This is a genomic window from Ekhidna sp., from assembly GCF_040223195.1.
GTDB lineage: Bacteria > Bacteroidota > Bacteroidia > Cytophagales > Cyclobacteriaceae > Ekhidna.
In genome coordinates this window covers 1-18,152 of the sequence record NZ_JAVKDX010000024.1, presented here as the reverse complement: position 1 = coordinate 18,152, position 18,152 = coordinate 1, and the positions used below count along the sequence as shown (strand labels likewise).

Below are 18,152 nucleotides of genomic sequence, written 5' to 3'. Positions count from 1 at the left end.
TCGGGAGATAAGTCCTTTCTTTTTACTTCAATTACTGTCGATTAAAAAAACAAAATATCATACATTAATCACAAAATATCTAAACTAATTTTAGTATCAATCGACTACATTGAATTGAAAGAAAAAACCTGTTTTTTAATAATATTAAACCTGTGAGTTATGCATTTATTCGAAGGACATTATTGGGGTATGCACGTTTTCTGGTGGGTCGTATGGATGATCTTCATCATTTGGATTTTTGTAACCCCATGGGACATTCCTGGTCAGCGTACGAAAAAAGAAACCCCTTTAGACATTTTGAAAAAGAGATATGCCAGTGGGGAAATAGATCGGCAGCAGTTTGAGGATATGAGGAAAGATCTGCAAAATTGACGACAAAGGATTTATCAGATGAAAAATATTTTGGTTCCTACGGATTTTTCAAAGGCTGCTAATCGAGCTTCAGAGATTGCTATTGCGATTGCCGAACAAACTAATTCGGAAATTCATTTTCTACATATCCAATACACTCCGGTACCTTGGATAACTCTGAACAAAGAAAGGGAGGAACGTTATCCTGAAACACTCAAAGAAATTGGTTACGCTAAAGGGGAGCTTTCCAGACTTGTGAAGAAGGCAGAGGATAAAGGATTAAAAGCTGAGCAATTCTTAGTGTTTGATGAAGGAAGGGAGGAGATCTTGAAACATATTCCTTTTCACCATCATGATTTCGTTGTAATGGGTTCAAGCGGTGCAACTGGAGCAAAAGAGCTGCTCATAGGGTCAAACGCTCAAAAGATACTTCGGGATGCTACCATTCCGGTATTGGTGGTAAAAGAGGGATCCGTTTGGCCAGTTGAAAATATAGTATTTCCTTCAAGTTTTGAGTCTGATGTTAAGCAGCCATTTCAAACTGTGGTAGAATTTGCTGATCTCAATGATTCAAAAATCCACCTTCTCTATGTGAACACTCCTTTTTCATTTGAAGAAACAGAACAAAGCATGGCTAAGATGCATGACTTTCATAAGACATGTCCGCGAGGAGGATCATGTACTCTTAACATCTATAATTCATTAAATGAGGAACGTGGGATTATGCAATTTGTAGATTCCATAGGTGCAGGCCTTATTGCAATTACAACACATGGTAGGTCAGGATTTCTTCGGCTTATAAGCAAAAGTATTACTGAGAGTCTGGCAAATCACACGGAAATCCCGGTGTTAAGTATAAACTTGAGCTCTTAAAATTTATTATTATGAAAAACCATATGATTTGGATGCTAATCGGTTGTTTTGGAATATTCCTTTTACTATTCCTATTACCGGTTTTTGGTTTCAATGGCACCAATTCACTATTTATTTTCCTCATAATCTTTTTTGTGGCCCACCTATTTATGCTCAGAGGACACGGAAACCATGCAGGACATGTAGGCCATAAAGAACAACAATCTAAAAACGAAGACGATCATGCAACACATCGACATTAAGAAATTTGCACTAGCCTGGGGGGTAGTAGGAGCATTATTCTATCTGGGTTGTATCATTTTAATGGCAACAGTAGGCCGGGATGGTACCATCCTTTTTTTCAACAGCCTGCTGCATGGTCTGGATACCAGTGCCATTATACGGATGGATGTCCCCCGGACTGAGGCCCTGATTGGTTTGGTAGAAATGTTTGTACTGAGTTGGTTATTCGGTGCGTTGGTAGCAACCGTTTACAACATCTCGTTCAATAAAAAATATCGATGATTACTAAGGTGGTTAGTAAGTAAAGGATTGCCTTCGTCGGTTATTACTAGATCATTCCTGCTTTCGAGGAGGGATGATCTTTCTTTTTTGTTATAACCAGCAAAATATAGTCAAATGAACTCTGGTAAATTCCTAAATCTACTTCTAAAGCGTTTACGTCCCGCCATTATATTGGTGGTGATAGTAGCAATTGTATATGTCTACCTCATGCAATTCGTAGATCATGGGCTTAGTTGGGTGACCTACCTCGTTATTTTTTTAGCACTGATCAAGACCTCATATTTTACATTTTTCACCTTCAAGCAGGTAAATAAGTCCATCAAAACATGCCACTCCTTTGGGCAGTTGCTATGGATATTTGGGTTATTAGTTATCCTAATTGTCTTTTCATATGCCGCAGACTTTACCTGCCTGATAGCTTCGGATAGATATTCCTTTCAGATCAATGGCTTAAATGCAATCAATAACTTCAGCTATTTTGATTTCTTATTTGAAACCTTCTATTTCAGTGTAGTCACGTTTGCGGCCATTGGTTATGGAGATATTGTGCCTGTTACTACCCCTGCAAAAATTTTAGTTATGATGGAGATTGGTCAAAGCTTTGTGCTGATCGTATTCGGACTGTCCAACATAAATAACATTCATACTACAATCAAAAATCAATAATACCATGCAAAGGAAAATAGCACTTATTGGATATGACGAAATCGGCAAAAAAGTAGCAGTTTTTATCGCAAGGCAAGATGACGTTGAGGTTATCGGAGTATGTGATGTGATCAGTGACTGGCGTATTCAAACTGCGATAAAAAAAGGGTTTCCCGTTTATGCAGCAACCGAAAGATACCAAAGCAAAGATGCAACAGGCCGATGTTTCGATAACCGATACCATTACAGTCTTGTTGGATGTGGCGGATCTGGCTGTAGATTGTACCCCAAAGAATATAGCTGCACAAAATGTAGAACATACGAGGAGCGGAAAATGAAATTTATCCTGCAAGAAGGTGAAAAGCACAGAACCACTAGCCACTCTTTTAATAGAGCGGAAAAATCAATTAGAAAGACCAATGAAAGTTTATCAAAATAGACCATGAGAACGTTGATTCTGTTCTGGTTCAGAAGGCAAGCTGCTAAAGCAGCAATGCATGTTCTTTCACCATATTTTGAAAGAAGTGAAATACGTGATATCCTTCGAAACTATTGGCAAAGATACCAGGTTCTAAAGCTGGAGATATCCCAAATGCCCACAATGGGAGGCACTATAATGATCCACCTGTCCGCCATGTCCACGGCGTTTTATGAGGAACTAATTTCAAGAGGTAAAAGTAAAGAAGTAACTACCCAACTCTTTTATGATATTGCCTGGAAAATCTACAAAAAAATGGGCAGACTCTGCTGGCGGCTGGCAGGATGGAGTAGTCTAAACAGTCACAGCAAACTTTTAAATGCGACAAAGCTATTTAGGACATTCCCTTTTAATAGCCCTTCATATCTATGGAGTGATGTGCCTGCCAATGATAATGTGGTAGGTTTCGATTGTTTAAAATGTCCGGTAGCTGAGTACTTCAAGGTAAGAGGCTTATCTGATTTTTGTGCTAAAACATGGTGTGACCTTGATTATCCATTGGCTAATATGTGGGATGCTGAATTAAAGAGAACTGGAAGCATAGCAGCAGGAGCCAAAAAATGCGATTTCCGATGGATTGTGAAAAAGAAGTAATCTAATGTTTGATACGGAAATAAAGACACTCAAATCACTCAATACTTACCTTCAAAAGCTGGTAGAAGGAAAGCTATGGCTTAAGGTGATCATTGCGCTTTTCCTGGGAGTGGGATTCGGCCTTTTATTAAGTCCACAAAATGAATGGGTAAGTAAAGCCACTGCCGATGTTTTAGGCAACTGGCTGGCCCTGCCCGGCATGTTATTTCTTAAGCTGGTGCAGATGATCATGATCCCATTGATTGTGGCATCTATCATTACGGGCATTGCCAGCAATGACAAAGACAACCTGAAAAAACTTGGCGGGGGGGTCCTCCTGTATTTTATTACCACAACCATCATTTCTGTGAGCATAGGTAGTGTGTTGGCCATGCTATTTAAACCAGGCCGCTACTTGCACGAGCAGGCAGCAGCCGAACATGAAGAGGCTTTGGCAAAAGAAGCCAACAGTGCGGAATTGTCTTTTGGTATCAATGATATGCCACGTATCATTACGGATTTACTACCGGAAAACCCTCTGGCTTCAATGGTCAGTGGAGAAATGTTGAGTATTGTCATTTTCACCATTATCATTGGAGTGGCTGTTCTTTCATTGCCTTCAGACCTATTGCGTCCGGTAAAGTTGCTGCTAAGTGCCATTCAGGAGATTTGTATGACTGTAGTAAGATGGGCAATGATTTTGGTACCGGTGGCTGTTTTTGGACTAATGGCTCAGCTTACCTCTAGTGTAGGCTTAAGCTCTTTGGCGGGGCTAGGCTACTATGTAGTCGTTGTTCTACTTGGATTACTGATTCTTGTAGGTGTTTATTTACTGATGGTAAGTTTACTGGGCAGGAGAAATCCGTTAAAATTTTTAGGAAAGATAAAAGATGCACAACTCTTGGCATTTTCCACCACTAGCTCAGCAGCCGTTATGCCACTCTCATTGCAAACAGCAGAAGAGAAGCTAAAAGTTGATCCGGCAGTCAGCAACTTTATTATCCCCATAGGAGCTACTGTCAACATGGATGGTACAGCACTCTATCAAACCATTACCACTTTATTTATCGCCCAGGCGTATGGGCTGGAGATGAGTTTGTTGAACATCATTGTGGTAATAGTAACCATTGTTGCAGCGTCTATAGGCACCCCGGCCATTCCGGGTGGCGGTGTAGTGATACTGGCTTCCGTACTAGGTAGCGCAGGGATTCCAGCTGAAGGAATTATCATCATTATCGGTGTAGAGAGGTTACTTGGAATGTTTCGAACAGCGGTCAATGTTACAGGAGATTTGACGGCTTGTATTCTATTTGATAAATGGCAGAATAAAGATTCCGAATTGAAAGTAAATGTTGAGGTCAAATGAAGCAGTATTTCATCAAATTAGTTGTAACTGCCTTCCTACTTAATATCATGTGGGAGAATTTGCATGATGGCCTATATACCAACGTTATTCCCTGGATGAAAAACATGGGCTACTTTCTGTGTAGCCTTGGGGATGCGGTCTTAGTTGTTATCATATATGTTGTAGTCGCTCAAATTGCGAATGATATAAAATGGGGGCAAAAACCTTCTGCAAATCATCTCTTATGGATGCTTTTGATTGGTACGATTGTAGCCTTGATAGCCGAAAAAACCGCATTGTTACTGAATTGGTGGCAATACAACGAACAAATGCCGGTACTATCTCTTCTAGGTGTAGGGGTATCTCCATGGTTGCAAATAACCCTTACACCAGTCATATCAGTTTTAATTTCCAGTAGACTAAAACAGCCAACGTTAGTGAATAATGCCCAACGTTAATAGATGCTGATATCGATCTATCTTACTAGTAAGCAATAACAAAATTTCATACATCGAATATATAATTTCGTAAAGGGTTGGAATGCTGCTCTTATATCTTTAACAGTAGATGTTAAGAGTAGATGTAGATGCCTGAAAAGAATGTTTTTATTACCAAGGTTTCCGGAGAAAAGGCACCCTTCTCTCCAACGAAGCTCAGACAATCTCTTGAAAGAGCTGGAGCCGGTTTGGCTATTGTAGACCTTATCATTGACGAAATAGAAAAGCAGTTAGTCGATGGAATGTCTACGAAGAAAATCTACAGCCAGGCGTTCTCTATGCTCCGAAAGCACTCAAAACCCGTTGCAGGCAGGTATAAGATCAAGCAGGCCATTTTGGAGCTAGGCCCTTCAGGATATCCCTTTGAGAAGTTTGTGGGTGAAATTTTGAAGCATCAGGGTTATCGTACCAAAGTAGGTGTGATAGTTCAGGGTCATTGTGTATCGCATGAAATAGATGTAGAGGCTGAAAAAGACAACAAACACTTCATGGTGGAGTGCAAATTCCACAATCGGCAAGGGTATAAATGTGACGTAAAAATTCCACTCTATATCAGGTCCCGGTTTGAAGATGTGAAAAAGCAATGGGAAAAACGTAAAGGACATGCCACCAAATTTCATGAGGGTTGGGTAGTGACTAACACCCGGTTTACGGAGGATGCCATTCGATATGGTAAGTGCAGTGGCCTGGTGCTTATTGGTTGGGATTATCCAAAGCAAGGAAGTATCCGCGACCGAATTAACCTCTCTGGTCTTCACCCTGTTACCTGCCTGACTACCCTATCTAAGGCAGAAAAACAAAAGCTCATTGATAAAATGATTGTGCTGTGTAAAGAACTCTGTGAGCGACCTGAAATACTGGAGGAAATGGGGATAGCACCAAGCCGGATTTCGAAGATCATAGAAGAAGGGACACAAATATGTTTGAGTACAGAAGCACGTAATAACTAATTGTTTAAAAGATGTTGGATAAAATGACCATAAAATTTCTGGGAGCAGCAGGAACAGTGACTGGCTCTAAATATTTGCTTGAAACGAGCAAAAAAAAGCTTATGGTGGATTGTGGGGTATTCCAGGGTTTGAAAGAATTGCGGTTGCTTAATTGGGCACAACCAGAGTTTGATCCACAAACTATAGATGCCGTTTTATTGACCCATGGACACCTTGATCATACCGGATATCTGGCCAGATTGGTCAAGCTAGGCTTCAGGGGCAAAATATACGGCACTGGCCCCACACTTAAGATTGCAGAGATCATTTTAAAGGACAGTGCAAAAATACAAGAGGAAGAAGCTGCGCGAGCGAATAAGGATGGGTATAGCAAACATCACCCGGCAGTAGCATTTTATGATCTGGAAGATGTAGAAAAGACGGTACCTCTTTTCAACCCTGTAGCTGAGGGTAAATGGCATGTAATTGAAGATGATTTCAGAGTTAGATGGCCTTACAACGGCCATATCATTGGTTCCACTTCCGTTGAGGTAGAATTTCATCATAAATATGTGGTGTTTTCCGGAGACATAGGCAGAAAAAAAGACTTGCTACTTTTTCCTCCAAAAAAACCGGAGAAAGCCGATGTACTATTGATTGAATCCACGTATGGCGGTAGGATTCATGGAGACGAAGAAAACATCATTCCCGAGCTGGAGCGTATCATAAATGAGTCAGTGGAGCGTGGTGGTAGTGTGTTCATCCCCAGCTTTGCCGTAGAGCGGACACAATTAATGATGTTGATGATCTGGAGGCTTTTGAAAGAAAAAAGGATACCTAAGATTCCGATGATCATGGATAGTCCCATGGGAGCCAATGTGCTTCATCTCTTTCACTACTCCCGAGACTGGCACAAGCTGGACCCGGAAGAATGTGACGATATGTGTTCCCATTTTCGTGTTGTGAGCAATTTTCGGGAAACACTGGCACTGCGCAAAGATGAAAAACCTAAAATCGTTATTGCCGGAAGTGGTATGATGACCGGTGGACGAATACTCAATTACATGGAAGCACGATCCGGTAATAGCAAGGATACCTTACTTTTTGTGGGCTACCAGGCAGAAGGAACACGGGGAAGAAAGCTGCTTGAAGGAGACAAAAAAATCAAAGTCTACGGCAAATGGCTACCGTTCAGCATGCACATAGAACAAATAGAAGGGCTGAGCGCTCACGGAGATCAAAACGATCTGATCGACTGGCTTTCGGAAATCAAAAAACAGCCCGAAAAGCTATTCATTATCCATGGAGAAACAGAGCAAGCCTGTGCCCTTCAGCAGCGCATCAAAGAAGTATACCAATGGGACAGTGAGATCCCCAAAATAAATCAAAAGGTAGAATTGTGATGGAAGCAAAGGGTACCCGGCATAACGTATTAAAACTAGTAAGATTAGGCATAGATGCCCGAAACGAATACATGGTATTCATGCGCAAGGACTGTCCGGTGTGTGTGTCCGAAGGGTTTGAGGCGTTAAATCGTATAAAAGTTTCAAACGGAAATAAAACCATCGTGGCATCACTCATCGTTTGGGATAATAAAGCGCATTTAAACCATGATCAATTGGGGCTTTCTGATGCAGCCATTGAAGCCCTGGAAACAAAAGAAGGTGACTTGCTTAGTCTGAGCCATCTAGATGCCCTGGATTCAATGAGCGATGTTCGAAAAAAGATATACGGGCATAGGCTCAACCAGACTGAGTTTGACAGGATTATTGGTGATATCGTTAATCGGAATTTATCCAATATCCAACTATCTGCTTTTCTGGCTTCCAGTACGGGAGATTCGCTCAACCAGGAAGAAGTTATTTCGCTTACCAAGTCTATGATCAATGTGGGTTTCAAACTGGACTGGGGTTCGGGCAAGGTTTACGATAAACACTGCATAGGTGGCTTGCCGGGTAACAGAACTACGCCATTAGTAGTATCTATTGTTGCCGCAGCAGGGTTGACCATCCCTAAAACTTCTTCCCGTGCCATTACTTCTCCAGCCGGTACTGCTGACACCATGGAGGTGGTCACCAATGTAAATCTCACCACCGGGCAAATGAAAAATGTGGTGGAACAGGAAGGCGGGTGCCTTGCTTGGGGCGGATCAGTACAGCTAAGTCCGGCTGATGATATACTCATCAGGGTAGAAAAAGCTTTGGATATTGATAGTGAAGGGCAGATGATCGCTTCTGTGCTTTCTAAAAAGGCGGCAGCAGGCTCTACTGATGTAGTCATAGATATACCTGTTGGCCCTACTGCCAAAGTGCGTTCAAAAGAGACTGCAGAGCAACTTTCCGAAAAAATGGTTGCCGTAGGAAAGGCCATCGGGCTGAATATTGAAATAATATTGACCAATGGCGCACAGCCTGTGGGGCGGGGCATTGGACCTGCCTTAGAAGCACAAGATGTTTTGTCTGTCTTGAGAAACGAAGAAAATGCTCCGAATGACCTACGTCAAAGAGCGGTAATACTTGCAGGCAGATTACTTGAAATGGGAGGAAAAGCACTTGAAGGTAAGGGCAGCCAATTGGCGGTGAAAATATTAGAAAGCGGAGATGGTTACAAAAAATTCATCGCTATCTGCGAGACACAAGGGTTTTTTAGAGAACCTGAGGTTGCGCCCCGTAAGCATAAGATTAGATCAGCAGTAAGAGGAATAGTTTCAGAGATTGATAATCGCAGACTGGCGAAAGTTGCTAAGATGGCCGGTGCTCCTAGTGTTATGACAGCAGGCATTTTGCTGCTTACGTCATTAGGTACTCAAGTGGAAGAGAACGATACCCTGTTTGAAATCCATGCTGAGTCACAAGGAGAGCTTGAATATGCCCTTTCTTACCTGAAAACACAAAAAGAAATTATTAAAATCAACGAGTCATAAATATGAAAATGATAATTTTTGCCTTACCGGGCAACGAAGACCTTACAAAAAAAATAGCAGGACACCTTAAGGCTGAAAAGGGAGAGGCAACCATCCGGCAGTTTCCCGATGGGGAAAGCTATGTGCAGATTCACTCTGAGGTTAAAGATAAATGCGTGGTAATGGTATGCACATTACACGAGCCGGATGCCAAATTGCTGCCACTGTACTTTTTAAGTAAGACGGCCAAAGAACTTGGTGCTGCCTGTACGTGCCTGGTAGCGCCTTATCTGGCCTACATGCGTCAGGATAAGCAGTTTAATCCGGGAGAAGGTATTACCTCTACGTATTTTGCTGAATTAATATCAGGTTTTGCAGAAACGTTGACCACCGTTGACCCACACCTTCACCGTAGAAGTTCGTTAAGTGAGATTTACACCGTACCTAATAAACTCATCCATGCGGCATCACACATTTCAAAATGGGTGAGCGATAATATTGAAAAGCCGGTATTCATCGGCCCGGATAGTGAAAGTGAGCAATGGGTTTCCCAGGTAGCAGAAGAAGCCGGGGCACCTTTTACCGTGTTAGAGAAAGTAAGGCATGGTGACCGGGATGTGGAAGTGTCCGTCCCCGATGTAGCAAAATACAAAGATCACACCCCGGTATTGGTGGATGATATCATTTCCACAGCCAGAACGATGATAGAAACAGTTGGCCATTTAAAAAAAGCCGGAATGCATCTACCGGTTTGTATTGGCGTACATGCCGTATTTGCAGGCTCAGCCTATGCGGATCTAAAAAATGCAGGGGTACTACAAGTCGTAACGTGCAACACCATCCCCCATGAAAGTAATCAGATTGATCTTTCGGATATTCTGGCAAAAGAGATTAACCAACTAATGAAGCATCATGCCTAGAGCGCTGCTCACCATCATAGCATGTCTGCAACTGGTCCCTGCAATTTTGTATGGTCAGGAGAAAGAAATGTTCATTGAGCAAATAGCGCAAAAAAGAATAGTACGTGAAAACTATGATCAAAATGGAGACCTGCAGGGCAAGCAGATTTTTTTAACGGGTGAGTTAGAGCAGCAGGGTAAAACTTATCGGATAAAGGTAATAACCGAGCTTTATGACGAAAGCGGCCGGCTTACGGAAAAGTACACGACCACATATCAGTGCAATCCCAATGAGTTTGATGTGCTGTTGAATGTATTTCCTTTTACTGATCCGTATGACGAGAAGATAAAAGTGGATGTCACTTCAGAAGACTTTCAGCAACTGTATGAACTGGGTAAGGGAGAAGAATTAAAAGATATTCATTTGAAGATGAGTGTTGAATCTGGGGTGTTAAGTTTTTTCGGATCCAAAAGCCTGGTCACCATAAAAAACAGGAAAAAGGAGGTAGTGAACCAATCAGTAAAAATAAGTAGTGAGGCTGTTATTGAAGCATACATGATGGGAATCCGTATTAAAACGATAAACTATGTCGTGGAAGAATACCTGACTAACGATTTCGTATTGCAACGTCAGCAGTTTACAGAGGATGATGGGGCCTGGTTTACTATGAAATATGAACAGAACGCAAAAGAAATTGAATAAAATCAGATGGTTGAGTTAGAACACATATCAACACTGCCACCGGAAGATGCCGATAAGGCGGAAACAAAGAAAGCCTTGAAAAAACTCCGAAAGGAGCTTTTTCTGTTGCAGAATAAGTTCTATGCCGATGGAAGATACAGCATGCTCATTGTCTTGCAGGGGCTTGATACTTCCGGTAAAGACGGTACGATCCGTCACGCTTTTAGCGGCATGAACCCGCAGGGCGTGCAGGTAACATCGTTTAAGAAACCCACAATTGATGAGCTCAAACATGACTTTTTATGGCGCGTTTATCCACATTTTCCCCAGAAAGGTATGATCAGGGTATTTAACAGGTCATACTATGAAGACATTCTGGTTCCGGCTACAAACAAGAGCCTTTCAGAAGATGTCTTGCAGCACCGCATCAACCTCATCAATGAACTGGAACATCATCTGTTGGCCAATGATACGTTGATTTTAAAGTTTTATCTGCACCTATCGGCTAATGAGCAGGAAAAGCGTATTGAGGAGCGTAAAACAAAACCGCACAAACGATGGAAATATGCCAAAGAAGATGAACTTATCCCAAAAAAATGGGATGACTACAGGAAAACGTATCATACCATATTGAATGCCTGTGATCACTTGCCCTGGCACATTATTCCTGCAGATAAGCGATGGTTTCGTAATTATACAGCAGCTAAAATTTTAGCCGAACAGCTTGAAAAACTAAATCTGAAATACCCAAACAAATAAAAAATAGTCATTATGGAAAATCATAAAGAGCATAATCACACACACCATAAGCACGAAGAAAGTAAAAAGCATGAAGATCATTCCGGACATGAAGGTCACGGCCATGGTAGTCATTCGGGTCACAACCCCGGGCATGGTGAAATGGGACATGATCATCATAAAATGATGATTGAGGACTTCAAAAAGCGGTTCTGGATATCGCTGGTACTAACCGTACCTATACTTATTTTTTCGCCAATGATCCAGGGATTTTTCGGTTATGAGTGGCTGTTGCCGGGCAATGCTTACATTCTGTTTGGGCTTTCTACCATCGTTTATTTTTACGGAGGCTGGCCTTTTCTGAAAGGATTGAAGGATGAGCTGAAGGAAGGTGCCCCTGGCATGATGACTTTAATATCCATGGCCATTAGTGTTGCCTATTTTTATAGTTCCGCAACAGTGTTCGGCCTTGAAGGAGAAGACTTTTTTTGGGAACTGGCCACCCTGATTGATATCATGCTATTAGGCCACTGGCTGGAAATGAAATCCGTACTGGGAGCTTCAAAAGCTCTGCAGTTATTGGTAAGCATGATGCCCTCAGAAGCGCATCGGGTCAAAGGTGACACGGTAGAAGATGTGAAGCTGGAAGACCTGCAAAAAGATGATATTATTTTGATTAAACCCGGTGAAAAAGTTCCGGCTGATGGCATTATCGTAGAGGGGGAAAGTTACCTGAATGAGTCTATGCTGACCGGGGAATCCAAACCGGTAAAAAAAGGCCTTGAGAATAAAGTAATCGGAGGGTCACTCAATGGCAATGGCTCACTAAAAGTAAAAGTAGAGCATACAGGTAAAGACAGCTACCTCAATAAGGTAATTACGCTGGTACAAGAGGCGCAAAAGTCTAAGTCAAAAATGCAGAATTTGTCAGACCGTGCCGCCAAGTGGCTTACCTATATTGCATTGGCCATTGGTTTTGGTACGCTGGCTACCTGGTTGTTTTTAGGCTTTCCTTTCGTATATGCCCTGGAAAGAATGGTTACTGTCATGGTCATTGCTTGTCCACATGCGCTGGGCTTAGCCATACCATTAGTGGTTGCCATATCCACTGCGGTTTCGGCACAGAATGGTCTGCTGATTAGAAACAGGACTGCTTTTGAGGAATCAAGAAAGATCTCGGCCCTCGTTTTTGATAAAACCGGAACACTGACCAAAGGCGATTTTGGCGTTACCCGTGTAGAGACGGTAGATCAGCAATTTGAGGCAGACGAACTATTGAGGCTTTCCAGTGCTTTGGAGCAAAGTTCGGAACATCCTATTGCCGTTGGTATTATCAAAAAAGTAAAAGAGAAAGACATAGCTGTACCCAAACCGGAAAACTTCAATGCCATTACCGGTAAAGGGGTAGAAGCAAAAGTGGAAGGGAAAGATGTGAAAGTAGTGAGCCCGGGTTATCTGAAAGATGAGAACATTTCCATACCAGATGGTGCCTACAGCAGTGCTGCGGAGACAGTTGTATTTGTGCTGGTGGATAATAAACTGGCCGGGTACATCGCCCTGGCTGATGAGATCAGACCGGAAAGTGCCGAAGCGATCAAAATATTTAAAAACAACAACATCAAAGTGATGATGGCCACCGGTGATAATGAAATAGTCGCCAAAGCAGTAAGTGAAGAACTAGGTCTGGACGGATACTACTCAGAGGTATTGCCACACCAGAAGGTAGAAATTGTGAAAGACCTGCAGGCCAAAGATGAATTTGTTGCCATGACCGGTGATGGGGTGAATGATGCGCCTGCGCTGGCGCAGGCCAACGTAGGTATTGCCGTGGGCTCAGGCACCGATGTAGCGGCCGAAACAGCCGACATTATTTTGGTCAATAGCAACCCGCAGGATATTGCCAATCTGATTCTTTTTGGTAAGGCTACTTATAGCAAGATGATCCAAAACCTGATATGGGCTACCGGCTACAATGCTGTTGCCATTCCTCTTGCGGCAGGGGTGCTTTACACATCCGGCTTTGTATTAGGGCCTGCTGTAGGTGCGGTATTTATGAGTTTGAGTACCATCATCGTAGCTATCAATGCACAGCTGCTCAAAAAGAAAATAGGTAAGTAGTGCTAATGAAGAAAGACAAGATATTGGTTGTAGGTGGCTATGGAGATGTAGGCCGCAGAATATGCCTGGGGTTATCTGAGCATTATCCTGATCAGGTGATTGCGGCAGGTAGAAGCCTAGAAAAAGCCCGTCAATTTGCGGCCAGCACTGGAGGAAAAGTGCTGGCCCGACAAATTGATATTGCCGGAGTGGTTCCAAATGAGGAACTACAGGATATTCTTTTGGTGATCATGGTGGTTGATATGCCAGACGCCAAATTCGTGCGTCAGTGCTTCGAACAATGTGTCCATTATATTGATATAACGGCTACCTATAAGCTAATAGAGCAAATTAAAGACCTTAATGAAATGGCCATTAGGCATGGGACAACCGGAATTGTGAGTGTGGGGTTGGATCCGGGGCTATCTAATCTACTCGCCAAGCACTGTGTATCATATATGGAAAAAGTTGACCACATTGATATTCATTTACTGTTGGGTTTGGGAGACAACCATGGTGAGGCGTCCATTAACTGGATTTTAGATACAATTCAAAGGGACTATGCCATTTTACTAAATGGACGTTTGACTAAGGTGAATAGTTTTAGAGATGGAAAACAAACACAGTTTCCGGGTGGTCTTGGAAAACATACCACCTATTCATTCAATTTTTCTGATCAACACGTGCTGCCAGAAACGCTTGGGCCAAGTAGTGTTAGAACAAGCATTTGTTTTGAAAACAGAAGAATTACTGCCCTGTTTGCTTTGCTTGCCAGAATAGGTTTTTTCAAGTTATTGAAATATAAGCCAGTTAGAAGTATTTATAAGCATTTGCTTAACGCATTCAAATACGGATCAGATGTCTATGCTGTCAAGGTAAAAGCGTATGGCTATGAGTATGACACCATGGTGCAGATGGAGGCTTCCCTCATTGGGCATAGAGAAGCTAATGGAACTGCTATGGCAACTGTGAAAACTGCTTGTTTACTCTTGGATAATGAAATAAAGAGCGGTGTGTTTCATAGCGAAGAGTTATTTGATTTGGGTGATTACGTTGATGATCTGGAGGGTGTAGATTTTTATTTAGACAATAGATTACAGGTAGCTAGTTGACGAAACCACCAACTTATGAATTTAAATAATAGGAACATAGCAATTATATTGTTCTGCATCTTCGTGGTGATGAGTGGTTATGGAGTACTACTCCCTGTATTGCCGTACTATACCGAGCGGCTGGCATTAAAGTCCGGTGTAGTGGCAGATGAAGATATTAACTATCATATTGGCATCCTCACCAGTATATACCCGTTTTTTCAACTATTATTTGCGGTAGTTTGGGGTAAGTTATCTGACCGTTTTGGCCGCAAAATACTAATTGTGATGGGGATGCTTGGTTTTGTTATTATGCAATTTTTAACAGGGCTTGCTACTTCCTTAACCATGCTGTATGTAGCCCGTATCCTTGGAGGGATCTTCTCATCTTCGGTTATCCCCGTTGGCAATGCTTTTCTCAGCGACCTCACTGATAGGACCCATCGAAGGAAGGTGTTGGCTTGGTCCGGAGTGGCAGTAAGCGCAGGAGTCATTGCAGGACCTATGATTGGTGGATTTTTGGCACAGACCAATTTACATTTTAGTACGACTTTCGGACATTTCTTGCTGGACAAATTTAGTGTCCCCTTTCTTGTCATTGCACTATTAGGTATTTTGATTCTACTGGTGACCTTGGCTTGGCTTAAAAATCCGGAGAACAATAAGTCAGGAACACTACTGCAAGCACAAAAATCAAAACTGAAAGTCGGCCTTGGGTTTATGCTGCTTTTATCTCTTTCATTGGTGGTACAACTGGCAGTTACCTTATTTGAAACAGTTTTCTCTGTATATGCTAAAGACATTCTGACTTTTGGCACGTCACAAATAGGCTTGGGCTTTATGCTTTGTGGCTTGATCATGGCGGTTTTACAACCTGTTTTCGCCAGTTTGGATGAAAAGAAGGTCTCTATCAAGGCACAGCTTCTTTTCGGTTTTGGCATAGCCTCCATTTCCATGTTTGTATTCTCATTGTGGAATTCCGACATGTATGTTTATAGCACTATCGTAGCTTTTGCAATTGGTGGCGCCATGGTTACCCCCAACCTTATTGCCATGGTCTCATTTATTGATCAGGATCATACGGGAACGAATCTATCACTTCAAACTTCTATGAATAGCATTGGTCAGGTGGCAGGCCCTGTTTTGGGCATGTGGTTGTACACCATGGATAAAACCTGGCCGTTTCCTTTTATTGGCGTAGTACTCCTGCTGGTAGCTGTAATGGTGGTGCCGAAACTTAATTATAAAATAAAAAGAGCATGAGAAAATTAAATGATTATTTGGGAGATCAGGCAGAATATCTACTGACGCATCAATGCAAAGCCATTGACAAGGCACGACTTACTATTCCTGCTCCGGATTATCTGAATCAGGTTTTTCTGAATACAAACAGAAATACGCAGGTACTTAATTCACTATCAAGATTGTGTGATATTGGCTTAAGCCTTACAGGAATGGGCTTTATCTTAGAAAGAAAGGCATTGAATTGTTAAATCTAAATTCAGCAGGTTACCTCGATGAAGAATTTACCATTGCATGATCAAAACAAATGAATAAACAAAAAACTTTATACCTATGAAATACTATATTTTCCTTTTACTGCCCTACTTTCTCAATGCTGTGGCGTTTGGTCAATCAAATGAAGAGATCAGAAGTGGTATTTATTTAAATGTTCAAGCATATGAAAATGATCAGTTAACATACGAGATCGACTGTAGCTCCGAAAAACATAAGATCAAACCTAATACACATAAAAAAAGAGGGTCATTTCGAGTTGTTCACAATAAACAAAAGATAGACTTAAACAAAGAAGAGGTTTATGGTTATAGAGATTGCAAAGGGAGGGATTTCAGGTTTGAAAACAATGTAAGCTATGAGATAATCTTTATAGGTCATTTGATTTTATATTCAAACTACGTAGATGACGGATTGGATGAAAATGGAAACATGCGTCGAAAAAAGGTATATTTTTTCAGTAAGCTTCTGAGTTCAGATATTATTCCATTAAGCGTTGAAAACCTCAAAAATGCCTATCCCAACAATCATAAATTTCATGACCTGATAGACACTAATTTCAGCTCAGGCTCAATTACAGCTTACGATGACTTTCATGACACGTATAAAGTTAACCGATATCTAGCCCTTTCCAGGGAAGATATTGCTACTCCAAAAGAAGGGATAGATGAACTCATTCAGCGGATACAGGATGCCATCAATGCAAAAGATCTACACTCCCTTAATAATTGCTTTTCTGATAAGACTAAGGTCTACGAGCAAGGATCTATTGATGATTCCTGGGAACACTACCGGGATGGGCACTTAGGAAAAGAAATAGAAGAAATGGAAGACATGTCGTTCCTGATCGAAGTGGATGAGAGCCTCACTACTAAACAGATGGCACTGGTGAGAGGCAAGTATTTTATCAGGGGAAAAATGCATGGCCGGGAAATCAATTCTTCTGGATTAATTACCCTATCCATGCGCGTAGAGCAAGACATGTGGAAAGTCATTCACCTGCAATTTTCAAGAGGATGCAAATAAAGGGTGACATCTATTTAGGTATTCTACTGGGTTTGCTCTTTGTCGGGTGTAATCCATCAGCTAGCACAACAACTGACCCTAAGGCACAGGCAGTAGTAGACTCTGCCATAGCCAGAAGCAATCTTCATTTATTAGCTAATACGGAAGCATCCTTTGATTTTAGGGACAGATCATATAGTTATAAAATGAAAGAAAATCAGTTTGAATATACGCGTCTCTACATAGACAGTACTGGAACGGAAACCTATGATGTGCTTACCAATAGTGGCTTTACACGCTACATCAACGGTGAAGTGCAGGAACTCGTGGCAGAAAGGCAAAACGCCTACGCTAATTCGGTAAACTCCGTCATTTACTTCGCATTTTTACCCTACAGACTAAATGACGCTTCGGTAATTAAGAATTATCTCGACAAAGTCAAGGTTCTTGACAAAGAATATCATAAGATTCAAGTGACATTTAGACAAGAGGGGGGCGGAGAAGATTTCGAGGATGTATTTATCTATTGGTTCGATAGTGAGGACTACAGTATGGACTATTTTGCTTATGAATACCAAACCAATGGTGGTGGTATTCGATTCCGGGAAGCAACCAATCCCAGGAATATCAATAGTATCCAAATCCAGGATTACATCAATTACAAACCCAAACCAGGTGTTGAATTCAAGCTTTCAGAAATAGATAGGTACTATCAGCAAGGTAAGCTGGAGAAGCTCTCAGATATTGATTTAAAAAATGTAAACGTTAAACTAAATAACAATTAAAACCTATGAAAAAACTAATCTACACTCTTACAATAGCTGCGTTCACTTTTTCCGGATGCACAAGTCAAACTTCTGATACCCAAGAAGAGGGCCATGATGATGCCCATGAACACCCAGCCTCAGAAGCTTCTGATGAACATGAGGGGCATGATATGGCTAAAGAAGGAGCAAGTGAAAGTGAAGGGAAGCCTAAAAGCCCTCATACCAGTGCCATGGCCATGATAAATGACGCTCACGTGCATA

At 41.7% G+C, this 18,152-nt stretch carries 20 protein-coding genes and 1 pseudogene; all 21 read left to right on the top strand.

The annotated features are described in order from the left end of the window. Nucleotides 1-159 precede the first annotated feature (159 nt). Nucleotides 160-372 (top strand): SHOCT domain-containing protein, encoded by a 213-nt coding sequence (locus tag RLN88_RS16575; RefSeq protein WP_350222534.1) that lies wholly within the window; start codon nt 160-162, stop codon nt 370-372. A gap of 18 nt (nt 373-390) precedes the next feature. Then, nucleotides 391-1,224 (top strand): universal stress protein, encoded by an 834-nt coding sequence (locus tag RLN88_RS16570; RefSeq protein WP_350222533.1) that lies wholly within the window; start codon nt 391-393, stop codon nt 1,222-1,224. Nucleotides 1,225-1,446: 222 nt separating this feature from the next. Continuing rightward, nucleotides 1,447-1,728, top strand: coding sequence for a DUF5676 family membrane protein (locus RLN88_RS16565; RefSeq protein ID WP_350222532.1), 282 nt, complete (start codon nt 1,447-1,449; stop codon nt 1,726-1,728). Nucleotides 1,729-1,842: 114 nt separating this feature from the next. Further along, a complete protein-coding gene (locus tag RLN88_RS16560) occupies nt 1,843-2,394 on the top strand; it encodes an ion channel (RefSeq protein ID WP_350222531.1) in 552 nt (183 codons plus the stop codon). Nucleotides 2,395-2,398: 4 nt separating this feature from the next. Then, nucleotides 2,399-2,812: a hypothetical protein gene (locus RLN88_RS16555; RefSeq protein ID WP_350222530.1), complete on the top strand. Its 414-nt coding sequence runs from the start codon at nt 2,399-2,401 to the stop codon at nt 2,810-2,812. Between the two features lie 3 nt (nt 2,813-2,815). Beyond that, the gene (locus tag RLN88_RS16550) at nt 2,816-3,445 is read left to right on the top strand and encodes an L-2-amino-thiazoline-4-carboxylic acid hydrolase (protein ID WP_350222529.1); all 630 of its coding nucleotides are present in this window, start codon (nt 2,816-2,818) and stop codon (nt 3,443-3,445) included. A gap of 4 nt (nt 3,446-3,449) precedes the next feature. Next, the gene (locus RLN88_RS16545) at nt 3,450-4,790 is read left to right on the top strand and encodes a dicarboxylate/amino acid:cation symporter (RefSeq protein ID WP_350222528.1); all 1,341 of its coding nucleotides are present in this window, start codon (nt 3,450-3,452) and stop codon (nt 4,788-4,790) included. Next, a complete protein-coding gene (locus tag RLN88_RS16540) occupies nt 4,787-5,227 on the top strand; it encodes a hypothetical protein (RefSeq protein ID WP_350222527.1) in 441 nt (146 codons plus the stop codon). Before RLN88_RS16545 ends, RLN88_RS16540 begins: the two co-directional genes overlap by 4 nt. A 128-nt stretch (nt 5,228-5,355) precedes the next feature. Further along, nucleotides 5,356-6,216, top strand: a complete 861-nt coding sequence (locus tag RLN88_RS16535; RefSeq protein WP_350222526.1) for a restriction endonuclease — start codon at nt 5,356-5,358, stop codon at nt 6,214-6,216. Nucleotides 6,217-6,239: 23 nt separating this feature from the next. Continuing rightward, the gene (locus RLN88_RS16530; RefSeq protein WP_350222525.1) at nt 6,240-7,598 is read left to right on the top strand and encodes an MBL fold metallo-hydrolase RNA specificity domain-containing protein; all 1,359 of its coding nucleotides are present in this window, start codon (nt 6,240-6,242) and stop codon (nt 7,596-7,598) included. Beyond that, the gene (locus RLN88_RS16525; protein WP_350222559.1) at nt 7,598-9,118 is read left to right on the top strand and encodes a thymidine phosphorylase family protein; all 1,521 of its coding nucleotides are present in this window, start codon (nt 7,598-7,600) and stop codon (nt 9,116-9,118) included. The genes RLN88_RS16530 and RLN88_RS16525 overlap by 1 nt, the downstream gene beginning before the upstream one ends. 2 nt (nt 9,119-9,120) lie before the next feature. Next, nucleotides 9,121-10,017, top strand: a complete 897-nt coding sequence (locus tag RLN88_RS16520; protein ID WP_350222524.1) for a ribose-phosphate pyrophosphokinase — start codon at nt 9,121-9,123, stop codon at nt 10,015-10,017. After that, nucleotides 10,010-10,699 carry a hypothetical protein gene (locus RLN88_RS16515; protein ID WP_348284278.1) on the top strand — a complete coding sequence of 230 codons (690 nt, stop codon included), beginning with the start codon at nt 10,010-10,012 and terminating at the stop codon, nt 10,697-10,699. The genes RLN88_RS16520 and RLN88_RS16515 overlap by 8 nt, the downstream gene beginning before the upstream one ends. Before the next feature lie 6 nt (nt 10,700-10,705). Then, nucleotides 10,706-11,437, top strand: coding sequence for a PPK2 family polyphosphate kinase (locus tag RLN88_RS16510; RefSeq protein ID WP_350222523.1), 732 nt, complete (start codon nt 10,706-10,708; stop codon nt 11,435-11,437). Nucleotides 11,438-11,449: 12 nt separating this feature from the next. Beyond that, nucleotides 11,450-13,534 (top strand): copper-translocating P-type ATPase, encoded by a 2,085-nt coding sequence (locus RLN88_RS16505; protein WP_350222522.1) that lies wholly within the window; start codon nt 11,450-11,452, stop codon nt 13,532-13,534. Between the two features lie 5 nt (nt 13,535-13,539). Continuing rightward, nucleotides 13,540-14,625 carry a saccharopine dehydrogenase family protein gene (locus RLN88_RS16500; protein WP_350222521.1) on the top strand — a complete coding sequence of 362 codons (1,086 nt, stop codon included), beginning with the start codon at nt 13,540-13,542 and terminating at the stop codon, nt 14,623-14,625. 15 nt (nt 14,626-14,640) lie between these two features. Beyond that, nucleotides 14,641-15,867, top strand: coding sequence for an MFS transporter (locus tag RLN88_RS16495; protein ID WP_350204925.1), 1,227 nt, complete (start codon nt 14,641-14,643; stop codon nt 15,865-15,867). After that, nucleotides 15,864-16,097: a hypothetical protein gene (locus RLN88_RS16490; protein WP_350204926.1), complete on the top strand. Its 234-nt coding sequence runs from the start codon at nt 15,864-15,866 to the stop codon at nt 16,095-16,097. Before RLN88_RS16495 ends, RLN88_RS16490 begins: the two co-directional genes overlap by 4 nt. 82 nt (nt 16,098-16,179) lie before the next feature. After that, nucleotides 16,180-17,145, top strand: coding sequence for a Cif family virulence factor (locus RLN88_RS16485; protein ID WP_350222520.1), 966 nt, complete (start codon nt 16,180-16,182; stop codon nt 17,143-17,145). Then, the gene (locus RLN88_RS16480) at nt 17,136-17,909 is read left to right on the top strand and encodes a DUF6503 family protein (RefSeq protein ID WP_348284285.1); all 774 of its coding nucleotides are present in this window, start codon (nt 17,136-17,138) and stop codon (nt 17,907-17,909) included. Before RLN88_RS16485 ends, RLN88_RS16480 begins: the two co-directional genes overlap by 10 nt. Nucleotides 17,910-17,914: 5 nt before the next feature. Continuing rightward, nucleotides 17,915-18,152: pseudogene (locus RLN88_RS16475) on the top strand (hypothetical protein); the annotation flags it as partial.

Bases quoted from the DNA above. Each gene is read 5' to 3' on its own strand.
- RLN88_RS16485 (WP_350222520.1), top strand. From the start codon at position 16,180: ATGAAATACTATATTTTCCTTTTACTGCCCTACTTTCTCAATGCTGTG.
- RLN88_RS16565 (WP_350222532.1), top strand. From the start codon at position 1,447: ATGCAACACATCGACATTAAGAAATTTGCACTAGCCTGGGGGGTAGTA.
- RLN88_RS16510 (WP_350222523.1), top strand. From the start codon at position 10,706: ATGGTTGAGTTAGAACACATATCAACACTGCCACCGGAAGATGCCGAT.
- RLN88_RS16520 (WP_350222524.1), top strand. From the start codon at position 9,121: ATGAAAATGATAATTTTTGCCTTACCGGGCAACGAAGACCTTACAAAA.
- RLN88_RS16525 (WP_350222559.1), top strand. From the start codon at position 7,598: ATGGAAGCAAAGGGTACCCGGCATAACGTATTAAAACTAGTAAGATTA.
- RLN88_RS16480 (WP_348284285.1), top strand. From the start codon at position 17,136: ATGCAAATAAAGGGTGACATCTATTTAGGTATTCTACTGGGTTTGCTC.
- RLN88_RS16560 (WP_350222531.1), top strand. From the start codon at position 1,843: ATGAACTCTGGTAAATTCCTAAATCTACTTCTAAAGCGTTTACGTCCC.
- RLN88_RS16540 (WP_350222527.1), top strand. From the start codon at position 4,787: ATGAAGCAGTATTTCATCAAATTAGTTGTAACTGCCTTCCTACTTAAT.
- RLN88_RS16495 (WP_350204925.1), top strand. From the start codon at position 14,641: ATGAATTTAAATAATAGGAACATAGCAATTATATTGTTCTGCATCTTC.
- RLN88_RS16535 (WP_350222526.1), top strand. From the start codon at position 5,356: ATGCCTGAAAAGAATGTTTTTATTACCAAGGTTTCCGGAGAAAAGGCA.
- RLN88_RS16550 (WP_350222529.1), top strand. From the start codon at position 2,816: ATGAGAACGTTGATTCTGTTCTGGTTCAGAAGGCAAGCTGCTAAAGCA.
- RLN88_RS16545 (WP_350222528.1), top strand. From the start codon at position 3,450: ATGTTTGATACGGAAATAAAGACACTCAAATCACTCAATACTTACCTT.
- RLN88_RS16530 (WP_350222525.1), top strand. From the start codon at position 6,240: ATGACCATAAAATTTCTGGGAGCAGCAGGAACAGTGACTGGCTCTAAA.
- RLN88_RS16570 (WP_350222533.1), top strand. From the start codon at position 391: ATGAAAAATATTTTGGTTCCTACGGATTTTTCAAAGGCTGCTAATCGA.
- RLN88_RS16575 (WP_350222534.1), top strand. From the start codon at position 160: ATGCATTTATTCGAAGGACATTATTGGGGTATGCACGTTTTCTGGTGG.
- RLN88_RS16515 (WP_348284278.1), top strand. From the start codon at position 10,010: ATGCCTAGAGCGCTGCTCACCATCATAGCATGTCTGCAACTGGTCCCT.
- RLN88_RS16555 (WP_350222530.1), top strand. From the start codon at position 2,399: ATGCAAAGGAAAATAGCACTTATTGGATATGACGAAATCGGCAAAAAA.
- RLN88_RS16500 (WP_350222521.1), top strand. From the start codon at position 13,540: ATGAAGAAAGACAAGATATTGGTTGTAGGTGGCTATGGAGATGTAGGC.
- RLN88_RS16490 (WP_350204926.1), top strand. From the start codon at position 15,864: ATGAGAAAATTAAATGATTATTTGGGAGATCAGGCAGAATATCTACTG.
- RLN88_RS16505 (WP_350222522.1), top strand. From the start codon at position 11,450: ATGGAAAATCATAAAGAGCATAATCACACACACCATAAGCACGAAGAA.